This is a genomic window from Bacteroides sp. Marseille-P8574, from assembly GCF_902825465.1.
Classification (GTDB): domain Bacteria; phylum Bacteroidota; class Bacteroidia; order Bacteroidales; family Bacteroidaceae; genus Bacteroides; species Bacteroides uniformis.
Map to the genome: position 1 here is coordinate 1424089 of NZ_CADEBE010000002.1, position 24833 is coordinate 1448921.

Annotated in this window: 18 protein-coding genes; 10 read left to right on the forward strand and 8 right to left on the reverse strand. The window is 47.1% G+C overall.

Features of this window, described 5'->3' with window-relative positions; all coding sequences use genetic code 11:
• Positions 1 to 75: 75 nt before the first annotated feature.
• The 3 genes from HUX74_RS18655 to HUX74_RS18665 form a co-directional block, all read right to left on the reverse strand.
• Positions 76 to 261 carry a hypothetical protein gene (locus tag HUX74_RS18655; RefSeq protein WP_174647205.1) on the reverse strand — a complete coding sequence of 62 codons (186 nt, stop codon included), beginning with the start codon at positions 259 to 261 and terminating at the stop codon, positions 76 to 78.
• 319 nt (positions 262 to 580) lie between these two features.
• On the reverse strand, positions 581 to 1465 hold the full coding sequence (locus tag HUX74_RS18660; protein ID WP_174647204.1) for a hypothetical protein: 885 nt from the start codon (positions 1463 to 1465) through the stop codon (positions 581 to 583).
• A 541-nt stretch (positions 1466 to 2006) separates the two neighbouring features.
• Positions 2007 to 3866 carry a tyrosine-type recombinase/integrase gene (locus HUX74_RS18665; RefSeq protein ID WP_174647219.1) on the reverse strand — a complete coding sequence of 620 codons (1860 nt, stop codon included), beginning with the start codon at positions 3864 to 3866 and terminating at the stop codon, positions 2007 to 2009.
• Positions 3867 to 4082: 216 nt separating this feature from the next.
• On the opposite strand from HUX74_RS18665, the gene aroC reads away from it, so the two are divergent.
• Genes aroC through HUX74_RS18685 form a run of 4 tightly spaced genes read left to right on the forward strand, consistent with a single transcriptional unit; the run spans position 4083 to position 8188 of the window.
• Positions 4083 to 5159, forward strand: coding sequence for a chorismate synthase (gene aroC / locus HUX74_RS18670; RefSeq protein ID WP_005827187.1), 1077 nt, complete (start codon positions 4083 to 4085; stop codon positions 5157 to 5159).
• 9 nt (positions 5160 to 5168) lie between these two features.
• Positions 5169 to 6524 (forward strand): dipeptidase, encoded by a 1356-nt coding sequence (locus HUX74_RS18675; RefSeq protein ID WP_117600014.1) that lies wholly within the window; start codon positions 5169 to 5171, stop codon positions 6522 to 6524.
• A gap of 15 nt (positions 6525 to 6539) precedes the next feature.
• Positions 6540 to 7619 (forward strand): anhydro-N-acetylmuramic acid kinase, encoded by a 1080-nt coding sequence (locus HUX74_RS18680; RefSeq protein ID WP_174647220.1) that lies wholly within the window; start codon positions 6540 to 6542, stop codon positions 7617 to 7619.
• Between the two features lie 14 nt (positions 7620 to 7633).
• The gene (locus tag HUX74_RS18685) at positions 7634 to 8188 is read left to right on the forward strand and encodes an NUDIX hydrolase (protein WP_005827192.1); all 555 of its coding nucleotides are present in this window, start codon (positions 7634 to 7636) and stop codon (positions 8186 to 8188) included.
• A gap of 11 nt (positions 8189 to 8199) precedes the next feature.
• Here the strand turns inward: HUX74_RS18685 and HUX74_RS18690 are convergent, their stop codons facing one another.
• The 3 genes from HUX74_RS18690 to mutA form a co-directional block, all read right to left on the reverse strand.
• On the reverse strand, positions 8200 to 10389 hold the full coding sequence (locus HUX74_RS18690) for a DNA topoisomerase 3 (RefSeq protein WP_138345009.1): 2190 nt from the start codon (positions 10387 to 10389) through the stop codon (positions 8200 to 8202).
• Positions 10390 to 10703: 314 nt separating this feature from the next.
• Positions 10704 to 12851, reverse strand: coding sequence for a methylmalonyl-CoA mutase (gene scpA / locus HUX74_RS18695; protein WP_005833154.1), 2148 nt, complete (start codon positions 12849 to 12851; stop codon positions 10704 to 10706).
• Position 12852: 1 nt separating this feature from the next.
• Positions 12853 to 14751 carry a methylmalonyl-CoA mutase small subunit gene (gene mutA / locus HUX74_RS18700; protein WP_044467850.1) on the reverse strand — a complete coding sequence of 633 codons (1899 nt, stop codon included), beginning with the start codon at positions 14749 to 14751 and terminating at the stop codon, positions 12853 to 12855.
• Between the two features lie 270 nt (positions 14752 to 15021).
• Between mutA and HUX74_RS18705 the strand changes: the two genes are divergently transcribed.
• The gene (locus HUX74_RS18705) at positions 15022 to 16683 is read left to right on the forward strand and encodes a putative transporter (RefSeq protein WP_044467851.1); all 1662 of its coding nucleotides are present in this window, start codon (positions 15022 to 15024) and stop codon (positions 16681 to 16683) included.
• A 77-nt stretch (positions 16684 to 16760) separates the two neighbouring features.
• Here HUX74_RS18705 and HUX74_RS18710 read toward each other — a convergent pair whose 3' ends face one another.
• A complete protein-coding gene (locus HUX74_RS18710; protein WP_044467857.1) occupies positions 16761 to 17390 on the reverse strand; it encodes an AAA family ATPase in 630 nt (209 codons plus the stop codon).
• A 104-nt stretch (positions 17391 to 17494) separates the two neighbouring features.
• Positions 17495 to 18847, reverse strand: a complete 1353-nt coding sequence (locus HUX74_RS18715; RefSeq protein ID WP_138344996.1) for an MATE family efflux transporter — start codon at positions 18845 to 18847, stop codon at positions 17495 to 17497.
• 257 nt (positions 18848 to 19104) lie between these two features.
• Here HUX74_RS18715 and HUX74_RS18720 point away from each other — a divergent pair, with 257 nt between their 5' ends.
• The 5 genes from HUX74_RS18720 (at position 19105) to HUX74_RS18740 (ending at position 24704) form a co-directional block, all read left to right on the forward strand.
• The gene (locus HUX74_RS18720; RefSeq protein WP_117600009.1) at positions 19105 to 19512 is read left to right on the forward strand and encodes an HU family DNA-binding protein; all 408 of its coding nucleotides are present in this window, start codon (positions 19105 to 19107) and stop codon (positions 19510 to 19512) included.
• Positions 19513 to 19605: 93 nt separating this feature from the next.
• The gene (gene lysS / locus HUX74_RS18725) at positions 19606 to 21336 is read left to right on the forward strand and encodes a lysine--tRNA ligase (protein ID WP_138344994.1); all 1731 of its coding nucleotides are present in this window, start codon (positions 19606 to 19608) and stop codon (positions 21334 to 21336) included.
• Positions 21337 to 21436: 100 nt separating this feature from the next.
• Positions 21437 to 22432, forward strand: coding sequence for an NAD(P)H-dependent glycerol-3-phosphate dehydrogenase (locus HUX74_RS18730; RefSeq protein ID WP_044467854.1), 996 nt, complete (start codon positions 21437 to 21439; stop codon positions 22430 to 22432).
• Between the two features lie 48 nt (positions 22433 to 22480).
• On the forward strand, positions 22481 to 23818 hold the full coding sequence (locus HUX74_RS18735) for a glucose-6-phosphate isomerase (protein ID WP_117600007.1): 1338 nt from the start codon (positions 22481 to 22483) through the stop codon (positions 23816 to 23818).
• 130 nt (positions 23819 to 23948) lie between these two features.
• Positions 23949 to 24704: an HAD family hydrolase gene (locus HUX74_RS18740; RefSeq protein WP_138344990.1), complete on the forward strand. Its 756-nt coding sequence runs from the start codon at positions 23949 to 23951 to the stop codon at positions 24702 to 24704.
• The last annotated feature ends 129 nt before the right edge of the window (positions 24705 to 24833 follow it).

Genomic DNA, 24833 nt, shown 5'->3' on the forward strand with positions numbered 1-24833 from the left:
TCCAGTTCCCCACAACTTTATACCTCCAGTTTCCCGCAACGGGTCTGGGATATAATAATTGGACTGTATCTGTTTCTAAAATAAATCTTTTAGTGGAACGGCTTTATTGAAAGGATAATAGACGGTACATCTTTTACCCTTAATCCCTTTCCTTGTCTTGACGTATCGGTCAGAAGCCCAAAGTCCTATATGGAGTTTGGTGTCCTTGACACCCTCTTTTATTGCCAGTTTCCGTATGTCCTCATAAGTTAATTCCTGCATTTGACTGGGGTTTGTAGTTGGTTGGAACAATCTGGTGGAATAGGTAATCTCGCTCCAAATTCATGGGCTGGTACAAAGATACGGACTTCAAGGGAGCATGCCAAAGGGTATGTCCGATTCTTTAACATCTTGAGTTGAGGGGTCGATAAAGCAAAAATTTTTCCCATAACCGTAGCTGTTCGGGGAGAATGTGATGTTCAGATTTACCGAAAGCACTGATTCTTTGAGACCGGAGAACACTATAAAACAAAAGAGGCTGAACTCAAAATCAATTTGAGACAGCCTCTTATTTTATGTATCATGTACAATCCGGTTATTCTTATTGCTGTTGAGCCTCACGCATCGCAACAACATGTTCTATGATTAATTGCTGAATACAACTGATTTTATCTTCGCACTTGACTGTTTCAACCTGCAACTTCTCTGTTGCGCCGATGTTGTCAAGCACTTTACAGACCGTCTCAAAGTCATATTGCGAGATACAATAATTAATGGCTTTAATGTATCTGGTCTGTTTTGCAGCTTTCACGCCAAAGGCTTGTACCGTTGCTTTCATTAACCGCTCTGCCTCCTCATAGCTTCTGTGTTTCCCATTGTAAGGGGAAGAACTTGCTGCAAGAGCTTTGCTTTGTAATAAAGAAACAGTAGTGCTCATACCAAAATATCCCTGTACGGCAGTGCCGGGCATAGAGTACCTTATGCCGAACTTGCGGATATTCTGAAATAATTCATCTCCCGTTACAATTCCAGCATATCCTATCCATTCATCTTTTGAGGGGCATTGGGAGAGATATGCGGTTGTTGCCACTCTGCGGTAAGCGTCAGAAACGCTATCACATTTTACCAATTCGGCAGGCAATGGCTCATCTATCAAACCAAGCAAGTTAACATTGTCGGCTTTATCCAGATAGACCATTACAGCCGGAGCATTATCGGGAAGGGCTTCAATCTTCCTGCCATCATAATCATATAGAGGAACATTCTCTGCGTAGAATGGTTTTGCTTCTGTGAAGCAAACCACAGTCGGCAAGAACTTGCTCTTATCTATAAATTCGCACACTTTATCCTTCTCAAAGTCTTTACGTTTGATAGAATAATCAGTGAAGGCAGGAATGATTTCTTGTTCCTTACCATTTATTATTACTTTGGTAACAAAGTACCACTTGGGAGCTTCTTCACTCCCGAATTTTTCTATATATACCATAATATATAATTTATTAAATGGTATATAAGAGCAGGCATACTTATACCTTCATATATACCCGGCAATCCGAAAATTGCCTAATTAATAATATTAACAATTATGAATATATTCTTTAATTGTTACAGCGTACCATCCGGTGGTAGCTTATAGCACCGAGGTGCTGGTGTCGGATTGTACATGATTTCAAAGAACATGTTGCTCAATACTTAACTCATCAACAACATGAGTTAATCATTTAACTGCTGCAAAGGTAAACCATTCTACTGATAAATTCCAAGAATTTACGGTCTTTTATTTGTAATCACTTGATTTAGTCCGGATTGGAGCACAAGTCCGGACAATCAGTTAACGTCAGTTAATGAGTTTTATCATGTACGGACCTTACAGCCGGATAATCAGTTAACGTCAGTTAATGAAATATTATCATGCTCGAACTCTCCTTGTATCCGGATAATCAGTTAACGTCAGTTAATGGCTTTCTATCATGTCTGAACTCTCCTTACAGCCACATCTGTCCGGAGGATAGCATTTCATTCCAGAATTACTTTCCGCTTTCCTTCTCTTTAACCTTCAATATTGCAGATACAATCTCTTTCATGTCATTAAGGCTGTCATTATCCAGAATACCCATTCTGAAAGCCTTGTCAATAATCTGCATGACGGTTTCTGTATTCGCTTCTATCCTCATACATCTGACTATTAGCAATTTCAGCTCATCTCTCAAATTGGATAGATTACCGACAGACAACCGCTCCACATATTTACAAGCTACCTCAAAGCCGGGGGCAGGAGACTGCATGAAAGCCTCCACTTCTTTTACAATGCCGTTTATCTCGTCATTGTAGTCATACAGTTTGCCGTCCTTTACATACCCCATCCGTTCTGCCATGTCACTGGCTTCATTGATTCGGGATGCAAGAAACTGGGTGTCCAGCAAGGTTTCAAAGGTTATGTTGCCCGCAGTTGAAATCGGTTGCCTGGCCGTCCTTTCCTTGTCTACAACTGTATCTGCCGTATTGTCTGCCCCTTCGACCTTGAAGAATGCACTACCCTTGATTCTCTTCATGGAATTGACGTACCTCGTTCCCTTGTCATTTACGGTCTCGTGCAGATAAACCTCGTCTATCATTTTGATGTCCGTATGCGCGGTTGCCACTATGACATCCTCTTTAGGCACACCATAACGGCACATCAGAGTGATGAAGGTATGCCGCGCCGTGTGGGTATGAATTAGCTCGAACAGCTTCTTTCTCCGTGCGATTCTCTTACTGCCTATCTGTTCGACATAGTCTATATCTTTGTCCAGCCCGGCTTTCCTGCACACCTCTTTTATGGTCTTGTTCAGTTTGACTTCATTCCTGGCGATTACCTTCTTGTCCTCCGCAAGCAGGTCTATGTGCTCAAAGCCAGTCTGCCTATACCGATCTAAAATTTCCTTTACTACCGGAAAGAGATACAATGTGGCTTCCTGCGAAGTCTTCTGGGCCATGAATGAAATCACCTCGTTGCCGTCCTCCAGCTTCGTTATCCGGTAGTCACCCTTAAGAATTTTGGGCAAATCCGATATGCGTTGCCCCAGCAGGCACTGGCAGATGAACAAGTCCCTGGTTTCCCTTTCCTTGGCGTTCAAGTCCGTGTAGTTGTATATGGCTAACAGCTGGCTTTCCGTCAACGGAACCTGCTTGCTCTTCCTCTGCTCCCTGCTCCGGTTGTCTTCCAGGTATGCTATGCCGTTGGTGTTTATGTTCGACCTTACAGTCTTGTCCTTGTTGGCATGGTTAATCAGCGTTACAATGCCCTTGACCTTGTTCAGAAGGGTCTTGACTGTCGCAGGCCGACTTCCCTGCAAATATTGCTGGTAGTCTTCCAGCACGTCCCTATTTATAGAGGATAATCTGTCGCTTATGCCTTTGGCTTCCAGATATTCCTTGAATGCCGACACATATCCCAGATAAATTTTTTTACTGCTCTCCGAAGCGATGTTGCTCTCTGCCATCCGACTTAATATAAGCGTTGCGGATAATTCGTTGTTCTCTTTCATGGCTGCATGACGGGTTTTAAGGTTAGGATTGATGGCCTGCCTCAGTTCTTCAAGAAGGAAGTCCATTCTCTCCAAGTTCTCGCAAAGATAGCTCTTCTTCTCTTCAAAGGCGGCAAGTACGGCCCTTATTCTTTTATTGACTATCTCATTATTGCGGTTATCCAACCTTGTCTGCCCGTTGCTGACGGTGGCTATCTGCCTCCGCTTGTTCCATTGTGCCGGATAAACCTTCGCACCGATATTGACCTTGCACCGTTTCCCCTGGAAGGTAAACAGAGCGTAAATGATGGTCGGCACATTCCTCCTCGTCTGCCGTAAATTGAAATTCAGACTGAAATCCAAAAATAACTGTTCGCTCATTCCTTGTTATCACCAAACGTTATTAAAATCGGTTATCACATTTGGTTATCAATGGAATATTTTAGAAAGTATCCTTGTATTACAACCCCTTACACAACATATTGCAATAAAGTTTGGTTATCAGACAGAAAGTTGTTATCTTTATAAAGTCAAAAGCATTTCCTATAAAGCGTATTGGCACATTAACCTCATATATAAACCTTTAAAGCATTTGATATGTTCAACTCATTTGGAAATATTCTCCGTCTTACCAGTTTTGGGGAATCACACGGTAAGGGTGTGGGAGGAGTGATAGACGGATTCCCTGCAGGAATAGTCATTGATATGGATTTCGTCCAGGCAGAGCTCGACCGACGCCGCCCCGGACAGTCACGTATCACTACTGCCCGGAAAGAAGGTGATAAAGTGGAGTTTCTCTCCGGCATCTTCGAAGGAAAATCCACGGGCTGCCCCATAGGATTCATTGTATGGAACCAAAACCAGCATTCTGACGATTACAATAACCTGAAAGAGGTCTACCGTCCGTCACATGCCGACTATACTTATAAGGTAAAATACGGCATCCGAGACCATCGCGGAGGCGGACGTTCATCGGCCCGTGAAACAATCTCGCGTGTAGTGGCGGGCGCCTTGGCCAAATTGGCACTAAAGCAGTTGGGTATACACATCACGGCATACACTTCACAAGTAGGCTCTATCCGCCTTGAAGAGAACTATACCGCATACGACCTCGACCTGATAGAGACCAATCCGGTCCGCTGCCCCGACCCGGCGAAGGCGAAAGAAATGGAAGAACTCATCTTCAAGATAAAGGGAGAAGGAGATACTATCGGAGGAGTGGTGACCTGTGTCATCAAAGGATGCCCCATCGGACTGGGACAACCCGTATTCGGCAAGCTCCATGCGGCACTCGGAGCAGCCATGCTCAGCATCAATGCAGCAAAAGCATTCGAGTATGGAGACGGTTTCAAGGGATTAAAGCAAAAAGGCTCAGAGCAGAATGACGTGTTCTACAACAACAACGGACGTATCGAGACCCGCACCAATCATTCGGGCGGTATACAAGGTGGAATCAGCAACGGACAAGACATCTATTTCCGTGTAGCCTTCAAACCCGTGGCAACCGTACTGATGGAGCAACACACCGTGAACATTGACGGTGTAGACACCACCCTGAAAGCCCGCGGACGCCATGATCCGTGCGTATTGCCACGCGCAGTACCCATCGTGGAAGCAATGACAGCAATGACATTGCTGGATTATTACCTGATTGACAGAACAACTCAGCTATAATATTCACCTATGGAAATAAAGAAATATATTACAGAGAACGAGTCTAAAATGCTGGAAGACTTGTTCAGCCTCATCCGTATTCCAAGCATCAGTGCCAAACCCGAGTATCACGACGATATGCTTGCCTGCGCCAAACGCTGGGCACAACTGTTGCTCGAAGCCGGAGCAGACGAAGCTCTGGTAATGCCTTCAAAAGGAAATCCAATTGTTTTTGGACAGAAAATCGTAGACCCGGACGCCAAGACCGTATTGGTATATGCCCACTACGACGTGATGCCGGCCGAGCCTCTCGAACTTTGGAAAAGCGAACCCTTTGAGCCTGAAATACGCGACGGACATATCTGGGCACGTGGTGCTGATGATGACAAAGGGCAGTCTTTCATACAAGTGAAAGCATTTGAATACCTCGTCAGAAACGGACTGCTGCAAACCAACGTGAAATTCATCTTCGAAGGAGAAGAAGAAATCGGCTCGCCCAGTCTGGAAAGCTTCTGCCAAGAGCACAAAGAACTGCTAAAAGCAGATGTCATACTGGTTTCGGACACCAGCATGCTTGGCGCCGACCTGCCTTCACTGACCACTGGATTGCGCGGACTTGCCTATTGGGAAATAGAAGTGACCGGCCCTAATCGCGACCTGCACAGCGGACACTTCGGCGGTGCCGTCGCCAATCCCATCAACGTGCTTTGCCAGATTATCAGCAAAGTAACGGATGCGGGGGGACGTATCACCATACCGAGTTTCTATGACGATGTGGAAGAAGTTCCCCAAGCTGAGCGCGACATGATAGCCCGCATTCCTTTCGACGAAGAGAAATACAAAAAGGCTATCAATGTAAAAGCGCTTTTCGGAGAGAAAGGTTACAGTACGCTGGAACGTAACAGTTGCCGTCCATCTTTCGACGTATGCGGCATCTGGGGCGGATATACGGGTGAAGGGTCCAAGACCGTGCTCCCATCCAAGGCATACGCCAAGGTATCCTGCCGGTTAGTTCCCCACCAGGACCACCATAAAATATCCAAACTGTTTGCCGACTATATCTTAGACATAGCACCGGATTCGGTGCAGGTAAAAGTCACTCCGATGCACGGCGGACAAGGATATGTATGCCCCATCAGCCTGCCCGCCTATCAAGCCGCCGAAAAAGGTTTTGAAAAAGCATTCGGAAAGAAACCGCTGGCAGTGCGTCGAGGTGGAAGTATCCCCATCATTTCCACCTTCGAGCAAGTGCTGGGTATCAAAACCGTATTGATGGGCTTCGGGCTCGAATCCAACGCCATCCACTCACCTAATGAGAATATACCATTGGACATCTTCCGTAAAGGAATAGAAGCCGTTGTCGAATTCTACCTCAATTATAAATAAAACAAGAAAATCAGGATGAAAGACTTCCAAATTCAAGCCATCGGCCTGATGTCCGGCACCTCTCTTGACGGACTGGACGTATGTTGTTGCACTTTCCGACGACAAGCTGGAAAATGGTCTTTCCACATAGACTGTGCGAAAGGCTATAGCTACCCTGACGCCATGAAGCAGATATTGGGTACCGGTGCACAGACAATGAGTGCTTTGGAGTTCATCACTTTCCACAGCTCCTATGGAAAGTTTCTCGGTGAACGTGTCAACGAGTTCATGCAAGAATTTGGAGTCCACCCCGATATTATCGCCTCCCACGGGCATACTATCTTCCATGAGCCTCAAAAGAGAATCATGTACCAAATAGGTGATGGAGCCGCCATTGCCGCTGAAACCCATATACCTACCGTTTCGGATTTCCGGCGGCTGGACATCATGCTAGGTGGGCAGGGCGCTCCACTCGTACCTATTGGCGACCGGTTGCTTTTTGCTGACTACGACTTCTGTTTGAATATCGGCGACTTCTCCAACATCTCATTCGAGCAGGACGGGCGGCGCATCGCTTTTGACATCAGTCCGGTGAATTACATCATCAACCATTACTGCCGGCAAATAGGATTGGAATTTGACCGTGACGGCGAGATAGCACGGCAAGGCAACATTTGCCAAGAACTGCTGGACGAACTGAACGGAATGGATTTCTACCATCAGTCCGGACCGAAATCATTGGGACGAGAGTGGGTGGAAACACTGGTATATCCCATGCTCGAGCGTTATGGCTTGAGTATGGAAAATATGCTACGTACCTTTTACGAGCATGCCGCCTGGCAAATATCACGCATCATCACCGCCCACCCCTTGCCCGATGGCAATGGAAAGCTGCTGATTACCGGTGGAGGTGCATTCAACAAGTTCCTCATAGAACGTATCGACGCTTTGTGTCCGTGTGAAATCGTGATTCCCAGCCGGCAAATCATAGAGTACAAGGAAGCCCTAATCTTTGCTTTCCTGGGTGCCCTCTATATGGCGGACACACCCGGATGCCTCGCCTCGGTAACGGGAGCCACGGCAGATAATATCGGAGGGATGCTGTTTAAAATATAGTCAATTCTACCATTATGGAAAAATCAAAAGACACCTGGACCGTCTTATCCAGCGAATACCTTCATCGGGCCCCGTGGCTCACTGTGCGTAAGGACCATGTAGTGCTACCCAACGGCAACCACATCCCCTCCTATTATATATTGGAATATCCCAACTGGGTGAATACCATTGCCATCACCCGTGATGGACAATTTGTCTTTATCCGCCAATACCGGCATGGCATACAAGAAACGTCCTATGAGCTCTGTGCAGGGGTATGCGAAGAAGAGGACGGCTCTCCGATGGTTTCCGCACAACGGGAACTTTTGGAAGAAACCGGCTATGGAAACGGAGTATGGAAAGAGTTCATGCAAATCTCTCCCAATCCAAGTACCCACACCAACATTACCTACTGTTTCCTGGCTACGGACGTGGAGAAAATCTCCGAGCAACAGTTGGAAGATACAGAAAACCTGACCGTACACCTGCTTTCCTTGCAAGAGGTCAAGGAATTGCTGCAGCAAGGAAGCATCCGCCAGGCGCTGATGGCTGCTCCCCTCTGGAAATACATGGCGGAGAGAATTATTTAATGTGATTACCCTTATTCAAACGGCTTGCGGAATGTGCATCCGGATTTCCATTCAGAACAACCGTAAGCTGTTTTCCCCTTGATAACGGTACCTTTTCCGCAAAGCGGACAAGACTGACCGACGAAATCGTCAGCTTGTACGGGAACCTCCACACTTGAAGCTGCCACAGCGCCCAAAGCCTGTTTCGTCTTTTTACCTGCGGCGGCAGACTTTCTCGGTGCTCTTTTCTTCGGCTCCTTTTTTGGCTTATCGGCAGCCTCTGTCTTGGCAGAAGCCTTACTGCCCTTTTCGGGAGCAGACGCTTGGATGGTGATGTGGCGGTTGCTGTTATCAGAAAGTACACTCATCACGATTTCCGATACCATCTGCTTCAATTCTTCCAAGAATTGTCCGGCATTATATGTCCGCCTTTCTATCTCACGTAGTTTTTTCTCCCAAATACCGGTCAGTTCCGCCGACTTCAACAGCTCCTCATGAATAATCTGTATCAGCTCCACACCGGTAGGAGTGGCTATCAGATTCTTCTTTTCCTTGCGGATATAATTCCGCTTGAACAGCGTCTCGATGATGGCTGCACGGGTAGACGGACGACCGATACCGTTTTCCTTCAGCGCATCACGCAGTTCGTCGTTATCCACCAGCTTGCCCGCCGTTTCCATAGCACGCAGCAGGGTGGCTTCCGTATAAGGCCGGGGCGGTTGCGTCCACTTCTCATATAAATCAGGAACGTGCGGTCCGCTTTCTCCTTTCACAAAAGCCGGAAGCACATTCTCCTCTTCTCCCTTTTCCTCTTTCTCCTCCTGCGATTGTACCGAGGGGGTGCCGAAGATAACACGCCAACCCGATTCCAGAATCTGCTTGCCGGTGGCCTTGAACTCTATACTCTCTACCTCGCCCAATACGGTGGTAGTGGCAAACTTACAATCGGGATAGAATACAGCAATGAAACGGCGTGCTATCAAATCGAATACGCGACGTTCCATATCCGTCAGATTCTGCGGATGCTGGCCGGTAGGAATAATGGCGTGGTGGTCTGTTACCTTCGAGTTATCGAAAACCTTTTTGGACTTCAACAATGCAGTTCCTGTCAAAGGGGCTGTAAATGTCTCGTAATCACGCAGACCTTTCAAGATGCCGGGGCATTTGGGATAGATGTCATCACTCAAATAGGTAGTGTCTACACGTGGATAGGTAGCCACTTTCTTCTCATACAAAGACTGGATGATTTTCAGCGTCTCATCAGCGGAATAGGCAAACTTCTTGTTACATTCCACTTGCAAAGAAGTCAAGTCAAACAAGCGAAGTGGCGCCTCCCTCCCCTCTTTCTTGGTGACATCCGTCACAGTAAAAGGAAAATTCTTAACCTGATCCAATAGAGCAAGCCCACGTTCGCGGTCGGTAATGGGGTCGATACCTCGATTCTCTTCTTCTTTTTTAGGTTTCTTCCCAGCAGCTATGGCCTCTTTCTGCTTCTCGGCTTCCAGTACCAGTTCCTCCTCACTTTTCCGGAGGATGGCGGAGAAAGTGGTATCACGATAGACGGTCTTCAGCTCCCAGTATTGCTTGGGAACAAAATTCTGTATTTCCAACTGACGGTTTACAATCAGCGCCAGTGTCGGCGTCTGCACACGGCCGATAGAAAGTACCTGCCGGTTCTGCCCATACTTCATGGTGTAGAGGCGGGTGGCATTCATCCCGAGCAGCCAGTCGCCAATGGCACGCGACAAGCCTGCTTCGTACAAAGGCTGGAAATCCGACGCATCACGCAGCTTGGCAAACCCCTCACGAATAGCTTCCTCTGTCAATGAAGATATCCAAAGACGTTTCACCGGACAACGTGCCCCGGCCTTCTGCATCACCCAACGCTGTATCAATTCTCCCTCCTGCCCGGCATCACCACAGTTTATAATCATATCGGCATGTTGCATGAGGTTCTCTATCGTATGGAACTGGCGCTCGTATGTGGGATTACTAATCAGCTTAATGCCGAAACGGGGAGGTATCATGGGCAGGCTTCCCAAGCTCCATGACTTCCAATTAGGGGTATATTCATGCGGCTCTTTCAGCGTACAAAGATGACCGAATGTCCAGGTCACCTGGTATCCATTTCCTTCGATGTATCCGTCTTTCTTTTCTCTCGCTCCCAATACATCGGCTATGTCACGCGCCACAGAGGGCTTTTCGGCAATACAAACTATCATTCGCTATTTTATTTAGTGGGACAAAGGTAATAAAAAGGGGGCAAGAACGAAACGATAAGCAAGGAACGATAACATAGACCTGGTAATTTTTTCTCCCCAAAAGCTGACATATGAACATAAAAAAAGGAGTACCGCTGTACTCCAACCTTTGTTAACCTTAAATCTAATACTATGAAAAACACATTGCAAAGATACGGACTTCTGATAAATCTGCAAATTATCCAACTAAAAAATATGTTCTATAACACAGATTAAGAAAAAGGGACGGATATGTAAACATATGCCGTCCCTCTTTTAACATTTAACGTGTCGGATTATTCTTCATCCAACAAGATTTCCAATATCTGGCAAGCAGCCTTGGCAACCGGAGTACCGGGGCCGAAGATGGCAGCTACGCCTGCCTTGTAAAGGAAGTCATAGTCTTGTGCGGGGATTACACCACCGGCAATCACTACGATGTCCTCACGTCCCAACTTCTTGAGTTCTTCGATAATCTGCGGAACCAATGTCTTGTGTCCGGCAGCCAATGAAGAAACCCCCACTACATGAACGTCGTTCTCAACTGCTTCGCGGGCAGCCTCGGCCGGTGTTTGGAACAAGGGTCCCATGTCCACATCGAAGCCACAGTCGGCATATCCGGTTGCAACAACTTTGGCACCGCGGTCGTGACCGTCCTGCCCCATCTTTGCTACCATGATACGAGGCTGACGTCCCTCTTTCTTCGCAAACTTCTCAGCTAATTCACAAGCACGGTGGAAGTCGCTGTCATTCTTACTTTCTGATGAATACACGCCTGATATAGTTCTAATTACTGCTTTATAACGTCCTACAATCTTTTCGCAAGCATAAGAGATTTCCCCCAAAGTGGCACGGACACGGGCTGCCTCGACTGCCAGTTCCAGCAAGTTACCCTTACCTGTCTTTACACATTCAGTAATAGCCTCCAATGCCTTGTCCACTTCTGCCTGGTTACGTCCTTCCTTCAGACGCTTCAGGTTTTCAATCTGTTCCTGACGGACAGCCGTATTGTCGATTTCAAGAATATCAATCGGAGCTTCTTTCTCCAGACGATACTTGTTCACGCCGACAATGGTCTGTGAACCGCTATCAATACGGGCTTGTGTACGTGCAGCAGCCTCTTCGATACGCATCTTGGGAATACCGGTTTCGATGGCTTTTGCCATACCGCCCAGCTTCTCTACTTCCTGAATCAATTCCCAAGCCTTGTGAGCCAACTCATTGGTCAAACTTTCCACATAATAAGAGCCACCCCATGGGTCTACATTCTTGCAAATGTAAGTTTCTTCCTGAATATAAATCTGCGTATTACGTGCAATACGTGCAGAGAAATCCGTCGGCAAGGCAATAGCCTCGTCAAGAGCATTGGTATGCAGTGACTGAGTATGTCCCAATGCAGCAGCCATCGCCTCGATACAAGTACGGCCCACATTGTTGAACGGGTCTTGCTCTGTCAGCGACCAGCCGGAAGTCTGGGAGTGCGTACGCAAAGCCAGCGACTTCGGATTCTTCGGGTTGAACTGCTTCACAATCTTTGCCCACAACATACGTGCGGCACGCATTTTGGCAATTTCCATAAAGTGGTTCGTTCCGATGGCCCAGAAGAAAGAGAGACGCGGTGCGAAAGCATCGATGTCAATACCCGCAGCCGTTCCGGCACGCAGATATTCCAAACCGTCTGCCAGGGTGTAAGCCAACTCGATGTCTGCCGTAGCACCCGCTTCCTGCATGTGGTAGCCGGAGATGGAGATAGAGTTAAACTTAGGCATTTTCTGAGAAGTATATTCAAAGATATCAGAAATAATCTTCATAGAGAATGCAGGCGGGTAGATATAGGTATTACGCACCATGAATTCCTTCAAGATATCGTTCTGGATAGTACCAGCCATTTCTTCTAACTTGGCACCCTGCTCCAGACCTGCGTTGATGTAGAATGCCATAACAGGAAGTACGGCACCGTTCATGGTCATGGAGACGGACATCTTGTTCAAAGGAATTCCATCGAACAGCACCTTCATATTCTCCAAGGAACAGATAGACACACCTGCCTTACCTACGTCACCCACTACACGTTCGTGGTCGGGGTCGTAGCCACGGTGAGTGGCCAAGTCGAAAGCTACGGACAGACCTTTCTGTCCGGAAGCCAAATTACGACGGTAAAAGGCATTTGACTCTTCCGCTGTAGAAAAACCTGCATACTGACGGATAGTCCAGGGACGCAATGTATACATTACAGAGTACGGACCACGCAAATAAGGAGGAAGTCCGGCAGCATAACCCAAATGTTCCATTCCCTCAAGGTCTTCTTTTGTATAAACAGGCTTCACCTCAATGTGTTCCGGCGTTTTCCAATCAGCATGGATGCCGTTAGCCTTTTGCCACTCAGCACCATTGACGGGTTGAAAAGCGGCATATATATCTAAGTTTTTAAAATCTTTTCTCATCTTACTTCAAAAGTTTAGCGTTGTATTCCTTTAATGTTTCCAGCACGTTGACACGGACATGGATAAAGTTCTCGATACCGGCAGCCTTCAAGTCGTCCATGCAAGCAGGAGCACCGGCTACGATAAACATGGCACGACCATTCAGAGCCTTGAAGGCGGGAACAGCATATTCTGCATATTCATCATCACTTGAACACAATACCACGATGTCGGCCTTGGCAGCCATTGCAGCTTCTATACCTTCTTCTACAGTGGAGAAACCGAGGTTGTCTACAACTTCATATCCGGCACAAGCCAAGAAATTGCAAGAGTACTGTGCACGTGCTTGGCGCATGGCCAAATTACCGATAGTCAGCATAAACGCTTTCGGACGTTTGCCGGAAGCCTCTGTTTCGAGACGCAACGCTTCAAATTCACTGGCAGCACGGTCAAAGTTCAGTGTCGGAACATCTTTTTCGCACGTATGTCCGCCGCCGCAACAGCAAGTAGCCTCAACCGGTTTCTTATCCCCGGCCTTTTCATTGAAGTTGGGGAACTGGTTAGTACCCAGCAACACTTCCTTACGCTTGGCGACTGCAGCATGACGTGCCTTGTTGCTCTCGTTTACGGCAGCCTGCACTTTTCCGGCTTTCACGGAAGCATAGAAACCACCGTCTTCTTCTACAGCGAGGAAGAGGTCCCAAGCCTGCTTGGCAATAGAGACGGTCAAGTTCTCGATATAGTAAGAACCTGCAGCCGGGTCTATAACCTTATCGAAGTGCGATTCTTCTTTCAACAGCAATTGTTGGTTACGCGCCATACGCTCAGAGAATTCGTTAGGAGCATCATAAGTCTTGTCGAACGGAGTAACCGTCATTGAGTCAACACCGGCAAGGGCGGCACTCATCGCCTCAGTCTGCGTACGCAACAAGTTTACGTGTGCATCAAACAAAGTCAGGTTGAATGAAGAAGTTTCCGCATGAATCTTCATCTTGGCTGCACAGCGACACTCGTTATCCTTACCCTTGTTTTCGCAGTCGCGCAGACACTCAGGACTGTAAGAAGCCACAATATTAGCCCACAGCATACGTGCAGCGCGGAATTTGGCTATTTCAAGGAAGTAGTTGGAACTGATACCGAAATTAAACTTAATCTTCTTGGCTACCATTGCAGCCGGCAGACCGGCATCAACCAACTGATTCATATATTCATTACCCCAAGCCAAAGCGTAACCCAACTCCTGGAAAATATAAGAACCTGCATTGTTTAATGTCAACGCATTCACATTCAACACACGGTATTTCGGAAGGGAAGCGGTAGCCTCGAGCAGTGCCTTGGCTGTTGCCACCATATCACCTTTTTCTTTACCTTTGGCCAGCATCTTGTTGAAGTAGTCATAGTTGATGGAACCCTGCAACTTCGTCAAATCATAATCCTTTTTCTGGAAATAAGCGACAAGAAGTTCCGCAAGTTCCACCACATGCCCTTGGCAGGTAGAGAAATTCAACTCAACACATTCTGCGCAGATATCTTTCAACAAAGTTTCAATATACTCTGCGTTCAATTCCTTGGCCTTTACATGGAAAGAGAGTGAATCTACACCTTTATTCAAGATATCCAACGCCTTGGCATTGGCCTCTTTGGGGCATTCCACTTTGATTTCCTGACGCACAAGCCATTCATTGTTATCTTTCTTGGTACCTCTGAGATAAGGGAACTCGCCGGGAAGAGCATCTGTCGTCTTCAAACCTTCCAGGTCCTCCATACGGTAGAAAGGTTTCACTTTAAATCCTTCGTTTGTCTTCCAAACGAGTTTCTTCTCGAAATCCGCCCCTTTCAGGTCTGCGGTAACTTTCTCCATCCACTGCTCAGTGGAAACGGGAGAGAAGTCGGAGAAGAGTTTTTCTTTACTGTCTGCCATAGTTTATTTAAAATTAAAATAGATGAATACTATTCATTTTTGTCATCAAGAGACTTGCAAATATAAGGAAATACTTAGAACAAAATCTTTTTTTAGAGAAAATTGCACTTACAGATGACTCCGCATCCATACGGATTCAGCGTATTCACCGGAAACACACCCTATTTTTGCAAAGTTGATATAGCAAAAAGTACCACAAAGCTTTTGTCACCTCCTTTTTATTAAGTAATTTTGCGCGAAATTTAAAAAAACGACATATTAAAAGGTACTATGAATTGGTTAGAAAGCTTGTTATGGGACCCTTCATCTGTCGCTCACATCGTTTGTTTGTATGCATTCGTAATATCTGTGGGCGTATTGCTGGGTAAGATTAAGATTTTCGGGGTATCGTTGGGGGTTACATTCGTCCTCTTTGCGGGTATCCTGATGGGGCATTTTGGCTTCACGGGCGAAACACACATTTTGCATTTCATCCGCGAATTCGGTTTGATTTTATTTGTATTCTGTATCGGTCTGCAAGTCGGGCCTTCCTTCTTCTCTTCCTTTAAGAAAGGGGGGATGCGGCTGAACATGCTTGCTGTCGGTATCGTGTTGCTGAATATCGCAGTAGCATTGAGCATCTACTTCATTGACGGAGGGATAGACTTGCCAATGATAGTAGGTATTCTCTATGGTGCCGTAACCAATACTCCGGGTCTGGGTGCCGCACAAGAAGCCCTGAACCAAATAAACTATACGGGAGACCCCATCGCATTGGGATATGCCTGCGCCTATCCGCTTGGTGTGGTAGGTATCATAGGTTCCATCATAGCCATCCGTTATATCTGCCGGGTGAACCTCAAGAAAGAGGAGCAGGAACTCAATACGCAGGAAGCAGATGTAAAGCATCAGCCGCACATGCTTCACCTCGAAGTACGCAACGAATCAATTTCCGGAAAGACCCTGCTCCAGATAAAGGATTTCCTGGGACGTCCGTTTGTCTGTTCACGCATACGCCATGAGGGGCACGTCAGTATCCCCAACCATGAAACGGTATTCCACGTAGGAGACCAGCTCTTCATCGTATGCTCCGAAGAAGATGCCGAAGCGGTAGCTGCCTTTATCGGAAAAGAAATACATGTAGACTGGGAAAAGCAGGACACCCCAATGGTTTCCCGTCGTATCCTCGTCACTAAGTCCGAAATCAACGGTAAGAAGCTGGGAAGCCTCCACTTCCGCAGTATGTACGGTGTAAATGTAACCCGTATCAACCGCTCAGGTATGGACTTGTTTGCTGATCCCAATCTGGTACTTCAAGTAGGTGACCGCGTAATGGTGGTTGGCCAGCAAGATGCCGTAGAGCGTGTAGCCGGTGTATTGGGCAACCAGTTGAAACGTTTGGACACTCCGAATATCGTTACTATTTTCGTGGGAATCTTCCTAGGAATCCTGCTGGGAAGCCTCCCCATCGCATTCCCGGGTATGCCGACACCGGTTAAGTTAGGTCTCGCAGGTGGTCCGCTGGTAGTGGCAATCCTTATCGGACGTTTTGGTCACAAAATGCATCTTGTGACGTACACCACCATGAGCGCTAACTTGATGTTGCGTGAAATCGGTATTGTACTCTTCCTTGCCAGTGTAGGTATAGAAGCCGGTGAGCATTTTGTACAAACAGTAGTAGAAGGCAGCGGATTACTGTATGTAGGCTATGGATTCCTGATAACCGTCATCCCTTTGTTGATAATCGGCATGATAGCCCGTTTCTATTGCAAAGTGAACTACTTCACCCTGATGGGTTTAATAGCAGGTAGCAACACAGACCCTCCTGCATTGGCATACGCCAATCAGACATCAGGCAATGATGCTCCGGCAGTAGGTTACTCCACGGTATATCCATTGACAATGTTCCTGCGAATTCTGGCGGGACAGATGATACTGCTGACAATGATGTAGGAGGAAATTAAGGAATTAAAATTAAAGGCTGCGCAATGTTGGTTTAACCCAACTACGCAGCCTTTAATTTTAATTCCTTAAAGTCTTAGCTTCTTCTTGACGAACTCTTCTATAAAGTCCACCGTAGCCTCAATACCTAATACGGAAGAATCGATACACAAGTGGTATGTTTCGGCAGCTCCCCATTTTTTGTAGCTGTAGTAGTTATAGTATTCGGCACGCTTCTTGTCCGCTTTGTTCATCATCTCCTCCGCTTCACGCTCAGAAATGGAATACATTCGGCAAATACGCTTGATGCGCTCCTCATTGGAGCAGGAAATGAAGACATTGGCACAGCGTGGATGTTCTCGCAGAATGTAATCGGCACAACGCCCCACAAACAAGCAGGACTTCTCCTCCGCCAATCTGCGTATCACGTCACTCTGCACTTTGAACAGAGCATCATTACTCAGGCAATTCGTGGCCGGGATAGCCCCGTCACTGACAAAAGGGAAACGCATGCCGAAGAGCCCTCCAATAATACCTTGTGAAGCTTTCTCATCAGCTTTCTCAAAGAACTCACAACACAGTCCACTCTCTTCAGAAGCCAACCTAATCAGTTCCTTATCATAAAAGTCAATACCCAGACGGGCAGCCAGTTTCTCGCCTATCTCCCGTCCGCCACTGCCCAGTTGACGGCCTATATTGATTATAAAATTATTGCCCATACGCTTATTCATCTATTGGTTTGCAGATAGCAAATATAAATATTCTTACGGAATATCTGCAGAAAGTAGGAAGAAAAATTCAGAGCCTCTCCCCCGACCTATCCCTACAAGGGAGAGGTTCTGAATTTGCGGAATTGACAAACCAACATCACCAATGCTATCAAACTTGCAAGCAAATCGGATACCGGCATGCTGTACCACACTCCTGCCACTCCGAAGAACTGCGGCAGGATAAGCAGGCAAGGAAGCAGAATCAGCATCTGTCGGGTAAGGGAAAGGAATATCGCTTTGCCTGCCATGCCTATGCTCTGGAAAAAGTTGGAAGTCACCATCTGGAAACCGATAATCGGGAAGAACATTACCGTAATGCGCAGTCCCGTGACCGAAAGCTCTGTCAGTTCCGCATCCGATGTAAAGATGCCCACTACCAGGTCCGGCACCAGCATACCGACCAAAAAGCCGAAAGTGGTCACTGCCGTGGCATAGATTATCGTCAGTTTCAGCACCTTGTTCACCCGTCCGTACAGCTTCGCCCCGAAGTTATATCCGGCAATAGGCTGCATACCCTGATTCAGCCCCATCACAATCATCACTACAATGAAAACCAGACGATTCACGATGCCGAAAGCCCCAATAGCCAAGTCGCCACCATACTTCTTCAACCCCTGATTGATAATGATAACGATGAAGCAGGCTGCCAGGTTCATCAGGAAAGGAGACATGCCGATAGCGAGCGAATCGAATACAATCTTACGTTTCAGACGGAATATCCCCCGGTGGAAATGCAACAGCTCATCCTTATTGCTGAAAAGCTTGAACTGCCACGTCAAAGAGATGATTTGCGCCACAATGGTAGCGACGGCAGCACCACGTATGCCCCAGCCAAAAACATAGATAAACACCGGGTCGAGTATGGTATTGATAACCACCGTGGCTATAGTGGCGTACATCGCCTTCTGTGGATGCCCTGAAGAGCGCAGCACTGCATTCAGCCCCAGATAGAGGTGCGTAACGGCATTTCCCAAAAGGATAATCTGCATATAATCCCTCGCGTAGCCCACCGTCTGGTCACTGCCTCCGAAGAAATAGAGAATCGGGTCGAGAAAGAGCATGACAATGATGGTAAAGGCAATTCCCAGTACCATGTTCAGCACAAAAACATTGCCCAGCACACACTGTGCCGTGTCATAATCCTTCTGCCCCAGCTTGACGGAAATCAGTGTAGAAGCCCCCACTCCTACCAACGAACCGAACGCCGCAGCCAGATTCATCAACGGGAAAGTCAACGCCAATCCCGAAATAGCCATCGTCCCAACGCCGTGACCGATGAAGATACTGTCTACCATATTATATAAAGAGGATGCCGTCATTGCGATGATTGCCGGAACGGCATATTGCATCAAGAGTTTACCTATACTTTCCGTTCCCAACGCCGTGGGAGTCTTTTGTCCTGCCATATTATATACCTATTTCTTTTTAGCGGGTGCAAAGGTACTCTTTTTTTAAAACAGAACAGCAGAAAAAACACCTTAAACCTGCACACTATGCGGATGATTTATGCTATCTTTGCGGTTCAATGATAAATCATAAGATATGATTACCATAATCATACCGTATGATTGATATAATCATACCGTATGATTGGCACATTCATACCGTATGAATCATGCCTGACCTACCGGTTGAGCCGGACACATAATAACAACAAGCCCCCATGGCATTCTATAAGAAAGTAAAACAGAAAGGCGACGACAAATGGCACCCAAGAGCCGTCACCAAAGGACATCCCTATACAACGGATGAAATAGCCCGATTATTGTCGGAAATGTCTACGGTAACCCCGGGAGATACCTATGCAGTATTAATGAACCTTGGTGAAGTGCTGGGCAAGCTGATGAGCTCGGGACACTCCGTAAAGCTCAAGGGCATCGGGACGTTCTACTACACCTGCCGTTCGGAAGGCACCGGAGTAGACACCCCAGAAGAAGTGAGTCCGGCGCAAATCACTGCGGTGCAGATACGCTTCATCCCCGAATACTACCGCGGGCAATGCGGACAAGTGACGGAACGCACCCTCCTCTCCCCGCACATCGAATGGGTGGATGCCGAAGGAGAGGGTTAATGTCACCCCCGTTCCCTATATTTCAAGGAAAAAGGTTCTCTATCTGAAAAATGTTTCGTACTTTTGTACCCAAATTGAGTGAAATATAGCGAAATGAACGTATTAGAACTAAGTGAACAAGAAATCATTCGTCGCAACAGCATGAATGAACTTCGCGCGATGGGCATCGAGCCTTATCCCGCAGCAGAGTATGTAACAAATGCTTTCTCTACCGATATTAAAGCTGAATTCAACGACGATGCAGAGCCTCGCCAAGTGTCCGTTGCCGGACGTATCATGAGCCGCCGTATCATGGGTAAAGCATCTTTCATCGAATTGCAGGACTCCAAAGGACGCATCCAGGTATATATCACCCGCGATGACATCTGCCCGGACGAGGACAAGGAGATGTACAACACCGTGTTCAAACGTTTGCTCGATTTAGGCGACTTCATCGGCATCGAAGGATTCGTATTCCGTACTCAGATGGGCGAAATCAGCATCCATGCCAAGAAGCTGACCGTACTTGCAAAGAGCATCAAGCCCCTGCCTATCGTGAAATATAAGGACGGCGTGGCTTACGACTCTTTCGAAGACCCCGAACTCCGCTACCGCCAGCGTTATGTAGACCTTATCGTGAACGACGGCGTGAAAGAAAAATTCCTGAAGCGCGCCACCGTCATCAAGACCATGCGTGCCGTGCTGGATGAAGCCGGCTACACGGAAGTGGAGACGCCGATTCTTCAATCCATCCCCGGTGGAGCAAGCGCCCGTCCGTTCATCACCCACCATAACTCTCTGGATATGGACCTCTACCTGCGTATCGCCACCGAGCTTTACTTGAAGCGACTGATTGTGGGCGGATTTGAAGGTGTATATGAAATAGGCAAGAACTTCCGTAACGAGGGTATGGACAAGAACCATAACCCGGAATTCACTTGTATGGAGCTGTACGTGCAGTACAAGGACTACAACTGGATGATGAGCTTTACGGAGAAATTGCTGGAACGCATCTGTATCGTCGTAAATGGCTGCACAGAAACCGAAATAGACGGCAAGACCATCAGCTTCAAAGCTCCCTACCGCCGTCTGCCCATCCTGGAAGCCATCAAGGAAAAGACCGGATACGACCTCGAAGGCAAGAGCGAGGACGAAATCCGCCAGGTGTGCAAGGAACTGAATATGGAGATTGACGACACCATGGGCAAGGGTAAGCTGATTGATGAAATCTTCGGAGAATTCTGCGAAGGAACTTTCATACAGCCCACTTTCATCACCGACTATCCCGTAGAGATGAGCCCGCTGACCAAGATGCACCGCAGCAAGCCGGGACTGACCGAACGCTTCGAACTGATGGTGAACGGCAAGGAACTTGCCAACGCTTACAGCGAGCTGAACGACCCGATAGACCAGGAAGAACGCTTCAAAGACCAGCTTCGCTTGAGCGAAAAGGGAGACGACGAAGCGATGTTCATCGACCAGGACTTCCTGAAAGCATTGCAATATGGTATGCCTCCCACATCGGGCATCGGTATTGGTATCGATCGTCTGACAATGTTGATGACGGGCGAATCCTTCATCCAGGAAGTGCTTTTCTTCCCGCAGATGCGTCCGGAAAAGGTTGTCCCCAAAGATGCTCCTGCACGATACACGGAACTGGGCATCCCCGAAGATTGGGTGGCTGTAATCCAGAAGGCCGGCTACAACCTGGTGAGTGACATGAAAGATGTGAATCCGCAAAAACTCCACATGGACATTTGCGGTATCAACAAGAAATATAAATTGGAACTGGCAAACCCGACCGTAAACGAAGTTGCTGACTGGGTCGGAAGAATTAAGAATTAAAAATTAAAGAATTAAATAGGCAAAATTAAAGATAGGAGGAAGGTGAAGGCGCGCTCCTTCACCCCCTTTTAATTTTTAGTTTTTAATTATTAATTTCGATATGAAACTACCCGGTAAGATAGCCATCATGGGCGGAGGAAGTTGGGCAACTGCCATTGCCAAAATGGTACTGGCCCAAGCGGAGTCGATAAACTGGTATATGCGGCGAGACGACCGTATTGCCGACTTCAAACGGCTTGGCCATAACCCTGCCTACCTGACGGGCGTCAAGTTTGATACCAAGCGTATCAACTTCAACTCCAACATCAATGATGTCGTGAAAGAATCTGATACGCTCATCTTCGTTACACCTTCCCCTTATCTGAAGGTTCACTTGAAGAAACTGAAGACTAAGATTAAGGATAAATTCATCATAACTGCCATCAAAGGTATTGTACCCGATGACAACTTGATTGTCTCGGAATATTTCACTAAGGAATATGGCGTCCCGGCTGAGAATATTGCTGTATTGGCAGGTCCCTGCCATGCGGAAGAAGTGGCTCTGGAACGCCTTTCTTACTTGACCATTGCTTGTCCCGACACCGACAAGGCTTGCACCATTGCCCGCAAACTGGCCAGTTCATTCATCAAGACCTCTGTCAGTAATGACGTTGCCGGCATTGAATACAGTTCGGTGCTGAAAAATGTATATGCCATTGCAGCCGGTATTTGCAGCGGTCTGAAATATGGCGACAACTTTCAGGCTGTGCTTATGTCCAATGCCATACAGGAAATGAACAGATTCCTGCAAACGGTACATCCACTGAACAGAAACGTAAATGATTCCGTTTATTTAGGTGACCTGCTGGTGACGGGATATTCCAATTTCAGCCGTAACCGCACATTCGGCACGATGATTGGCAAGGGATACTCCGTGAAAAGCGCGCAGATTGAGATGGAAATGATTGCTGAAGGATATTACGGTACAAAATGTATCAAGGAAATCAACAAGCATTATCATGTCAACATGCCTATTGTAGATGCAGTATACAACATTCTGTATGAGCGTATCTCGCCGACGATTGAAATCAAGCTGCTTACCGATTCATTCCGGTAAGCGCGAAAAAAGATAAAACGAAATACTGAATTTAAAACCTAGAATATTATGATTAGTTTGAACATTGAAAAGACTCTTGGATTCATCTCCAAAGAAAACGTTTTCGCCTATGAAGCCCAAGTAAAGGCTGCACAGGAAGCATTAGAGAATGGTACCGGTAAGGGCAACGACTTCTTAGGCTGGCTGCACCTCCCCTCTTCCATCACTAAAGAGCACCTGGCTGACCTAAAGGCTACCGCACAGACGTTGCGTGACAACTGCGAAGTAGTAGTAGTTGCCGGTATTGGCGGAAGTTATCTCGGTGCACGTGCGGTGATAGAGGCTTTGTCAAACAGCTTCACCTGGTTGCAAGACAAGAAAACGGCTCCGGTCATTCTGTATGCAGGACACAATATCGGTGAAGATTATCTATATGAGCTTACCGAATACTTGAAAGACAAGAAATTCGGTGTTATCAACATCTCCAAATCCGGTACTACTACTGAAACAGCCCTGGCGTTCCGTCTGCTGAAAAAGCAATGCGAAGACCAACGCGGCAAGGATATGGCAAAGAAGGTTATCGTTGCCATCACCGATGCCAAGAAAGGCGCTGCCCGCGTAACGGCCGACAAGGAAGGATACAAGTCCTTTATCATCCCCGATAACGTAGGCGGACGTTTCTCTGTATTGACTCCGGTAGGCTTGCTGCCCATCGCAATAGCAGGTTTCGACATTGAGAAACTGGTTGCAGGTGCAGTTGCCATGGAAAAGGCTTGTGGAAAAGATGTTCCGTTTGCAGAAAATCCCGCTGCCATCTATGCAGCTACACGTAACGAGCTCTACAAGAACGGCAAGAAGATTGAAATCCTCGTAAACTACAATCCCAAACTGCACTACGTAAGCGAATGGTGGAAACAGCTTTATGGTGAATCCGAAGGTAAGGAAAACAAGGGTATCTTCCCTGCTGCCGTAGATTTCTCCACCGACCTGCACTCCATGGGACAATGGATTCAGGAAGGCGAACGTACCATCTACGAAACTGTCATCTCCGTGGAAAAGACACAGCACTCCCTGCAGGTACCTTCGGACGAAGCGAATCTCGACGGACTGAACTTCCTGGCAGGCAAGCACGTGGACGAAGTGAACAAGATGGCCGAATTGGGAACACAGCTTGCCCACGTTGACGGCGGCGTACCCAACATGCGCATCGTTATCCCTGCACTGAATGAAGAAAGCATCGGAGGTCTGCTCTACTTCTTTGAAATAGCTTGCGGCATCAGCGGTTACATTCTGGGAGTCAATCCATTCAACCAACCGGGTGTGGAAGCATACAAGAAGAATATGTTTGCACTGCTGAACAAGCCGGGCTACGAAGAAGAGTCCAAAGCCATCCAGGCAAGACTTTGATAAATCAGGAATTGAGAGTTGAGAATTGAGAAATGACTGTGCAATAAGCGCAATGAAAAGCCGTTTCCCGATTTTCAACTCTCAATTTATTTACCCTGCATTTCTTAATTTTTAATCCTCAATCTACCAAGTGTTCGAAAACTCTATCGCCCGTTATCTGGAAAAGCACGGGCATTCCAACATCCAATTGAAAGCAGTTCTTTTTGACATGGACGGCGTACTGTTCAACTCCATGCCCTACCATGCCGATGCCTGGCATAAAGTAATGAAACGCCATGGCCTGCACTTGAGCCGTGAAGAGGCATACATGCACGAGGGACGTACCGGAGCCTCCACCATCAATATCGTTTATCAACGCCAGTATGGCAAGGATGCCACTCCCGAGATGATAGAAAGCATCTATGCAGAGAAAAGTGCCGAATTCAGTACCCACCCGGAACCGGAACGTATGCCGGGTGCTTGGGAAGTACTGCAAAAGGTAAAAGCGGCAGGACTTACTCCGGTACTTGTCACCGGTTCGGGCCAACACTCCCTGCTGAACCGCCTTGCCCATAACTTCCCCGGTATGTTTCAGCGCGACCACATGGTGACCGCCTTTGATGTGAAATACGGGAAGCCCCATCCTGAGCCTTATTTGATGGGACTGGAAAAAGCCGGAGTACAAGCCAATGAAGCTATAGTTGTAGAAAATGCACCTATCGGAGTACAAGCCGGAACAGCAGCAGGCATATTCACTGTAGCAGTCAATACAGGTCCACTGGACAAGCAGGTATTACTGGATGCCGGAGCTGATTTATTGTTTCCTTCCATGCAGGCGCTTTGTGACGACTGGGAAAGGTTGCAAACCGCATTAGATGCCAGTAATAGCCTTCGCCACAAAGATTGACGGCGACCCAAACAATAACAGTTGATTCGAGTTTATATAACAAAGTACTACTGCATACTTTATCGGTATACAGTAGTACTTTACTGATTTTTATAGTTTAATCAATATCTAACATTCTGCCGTATCGCT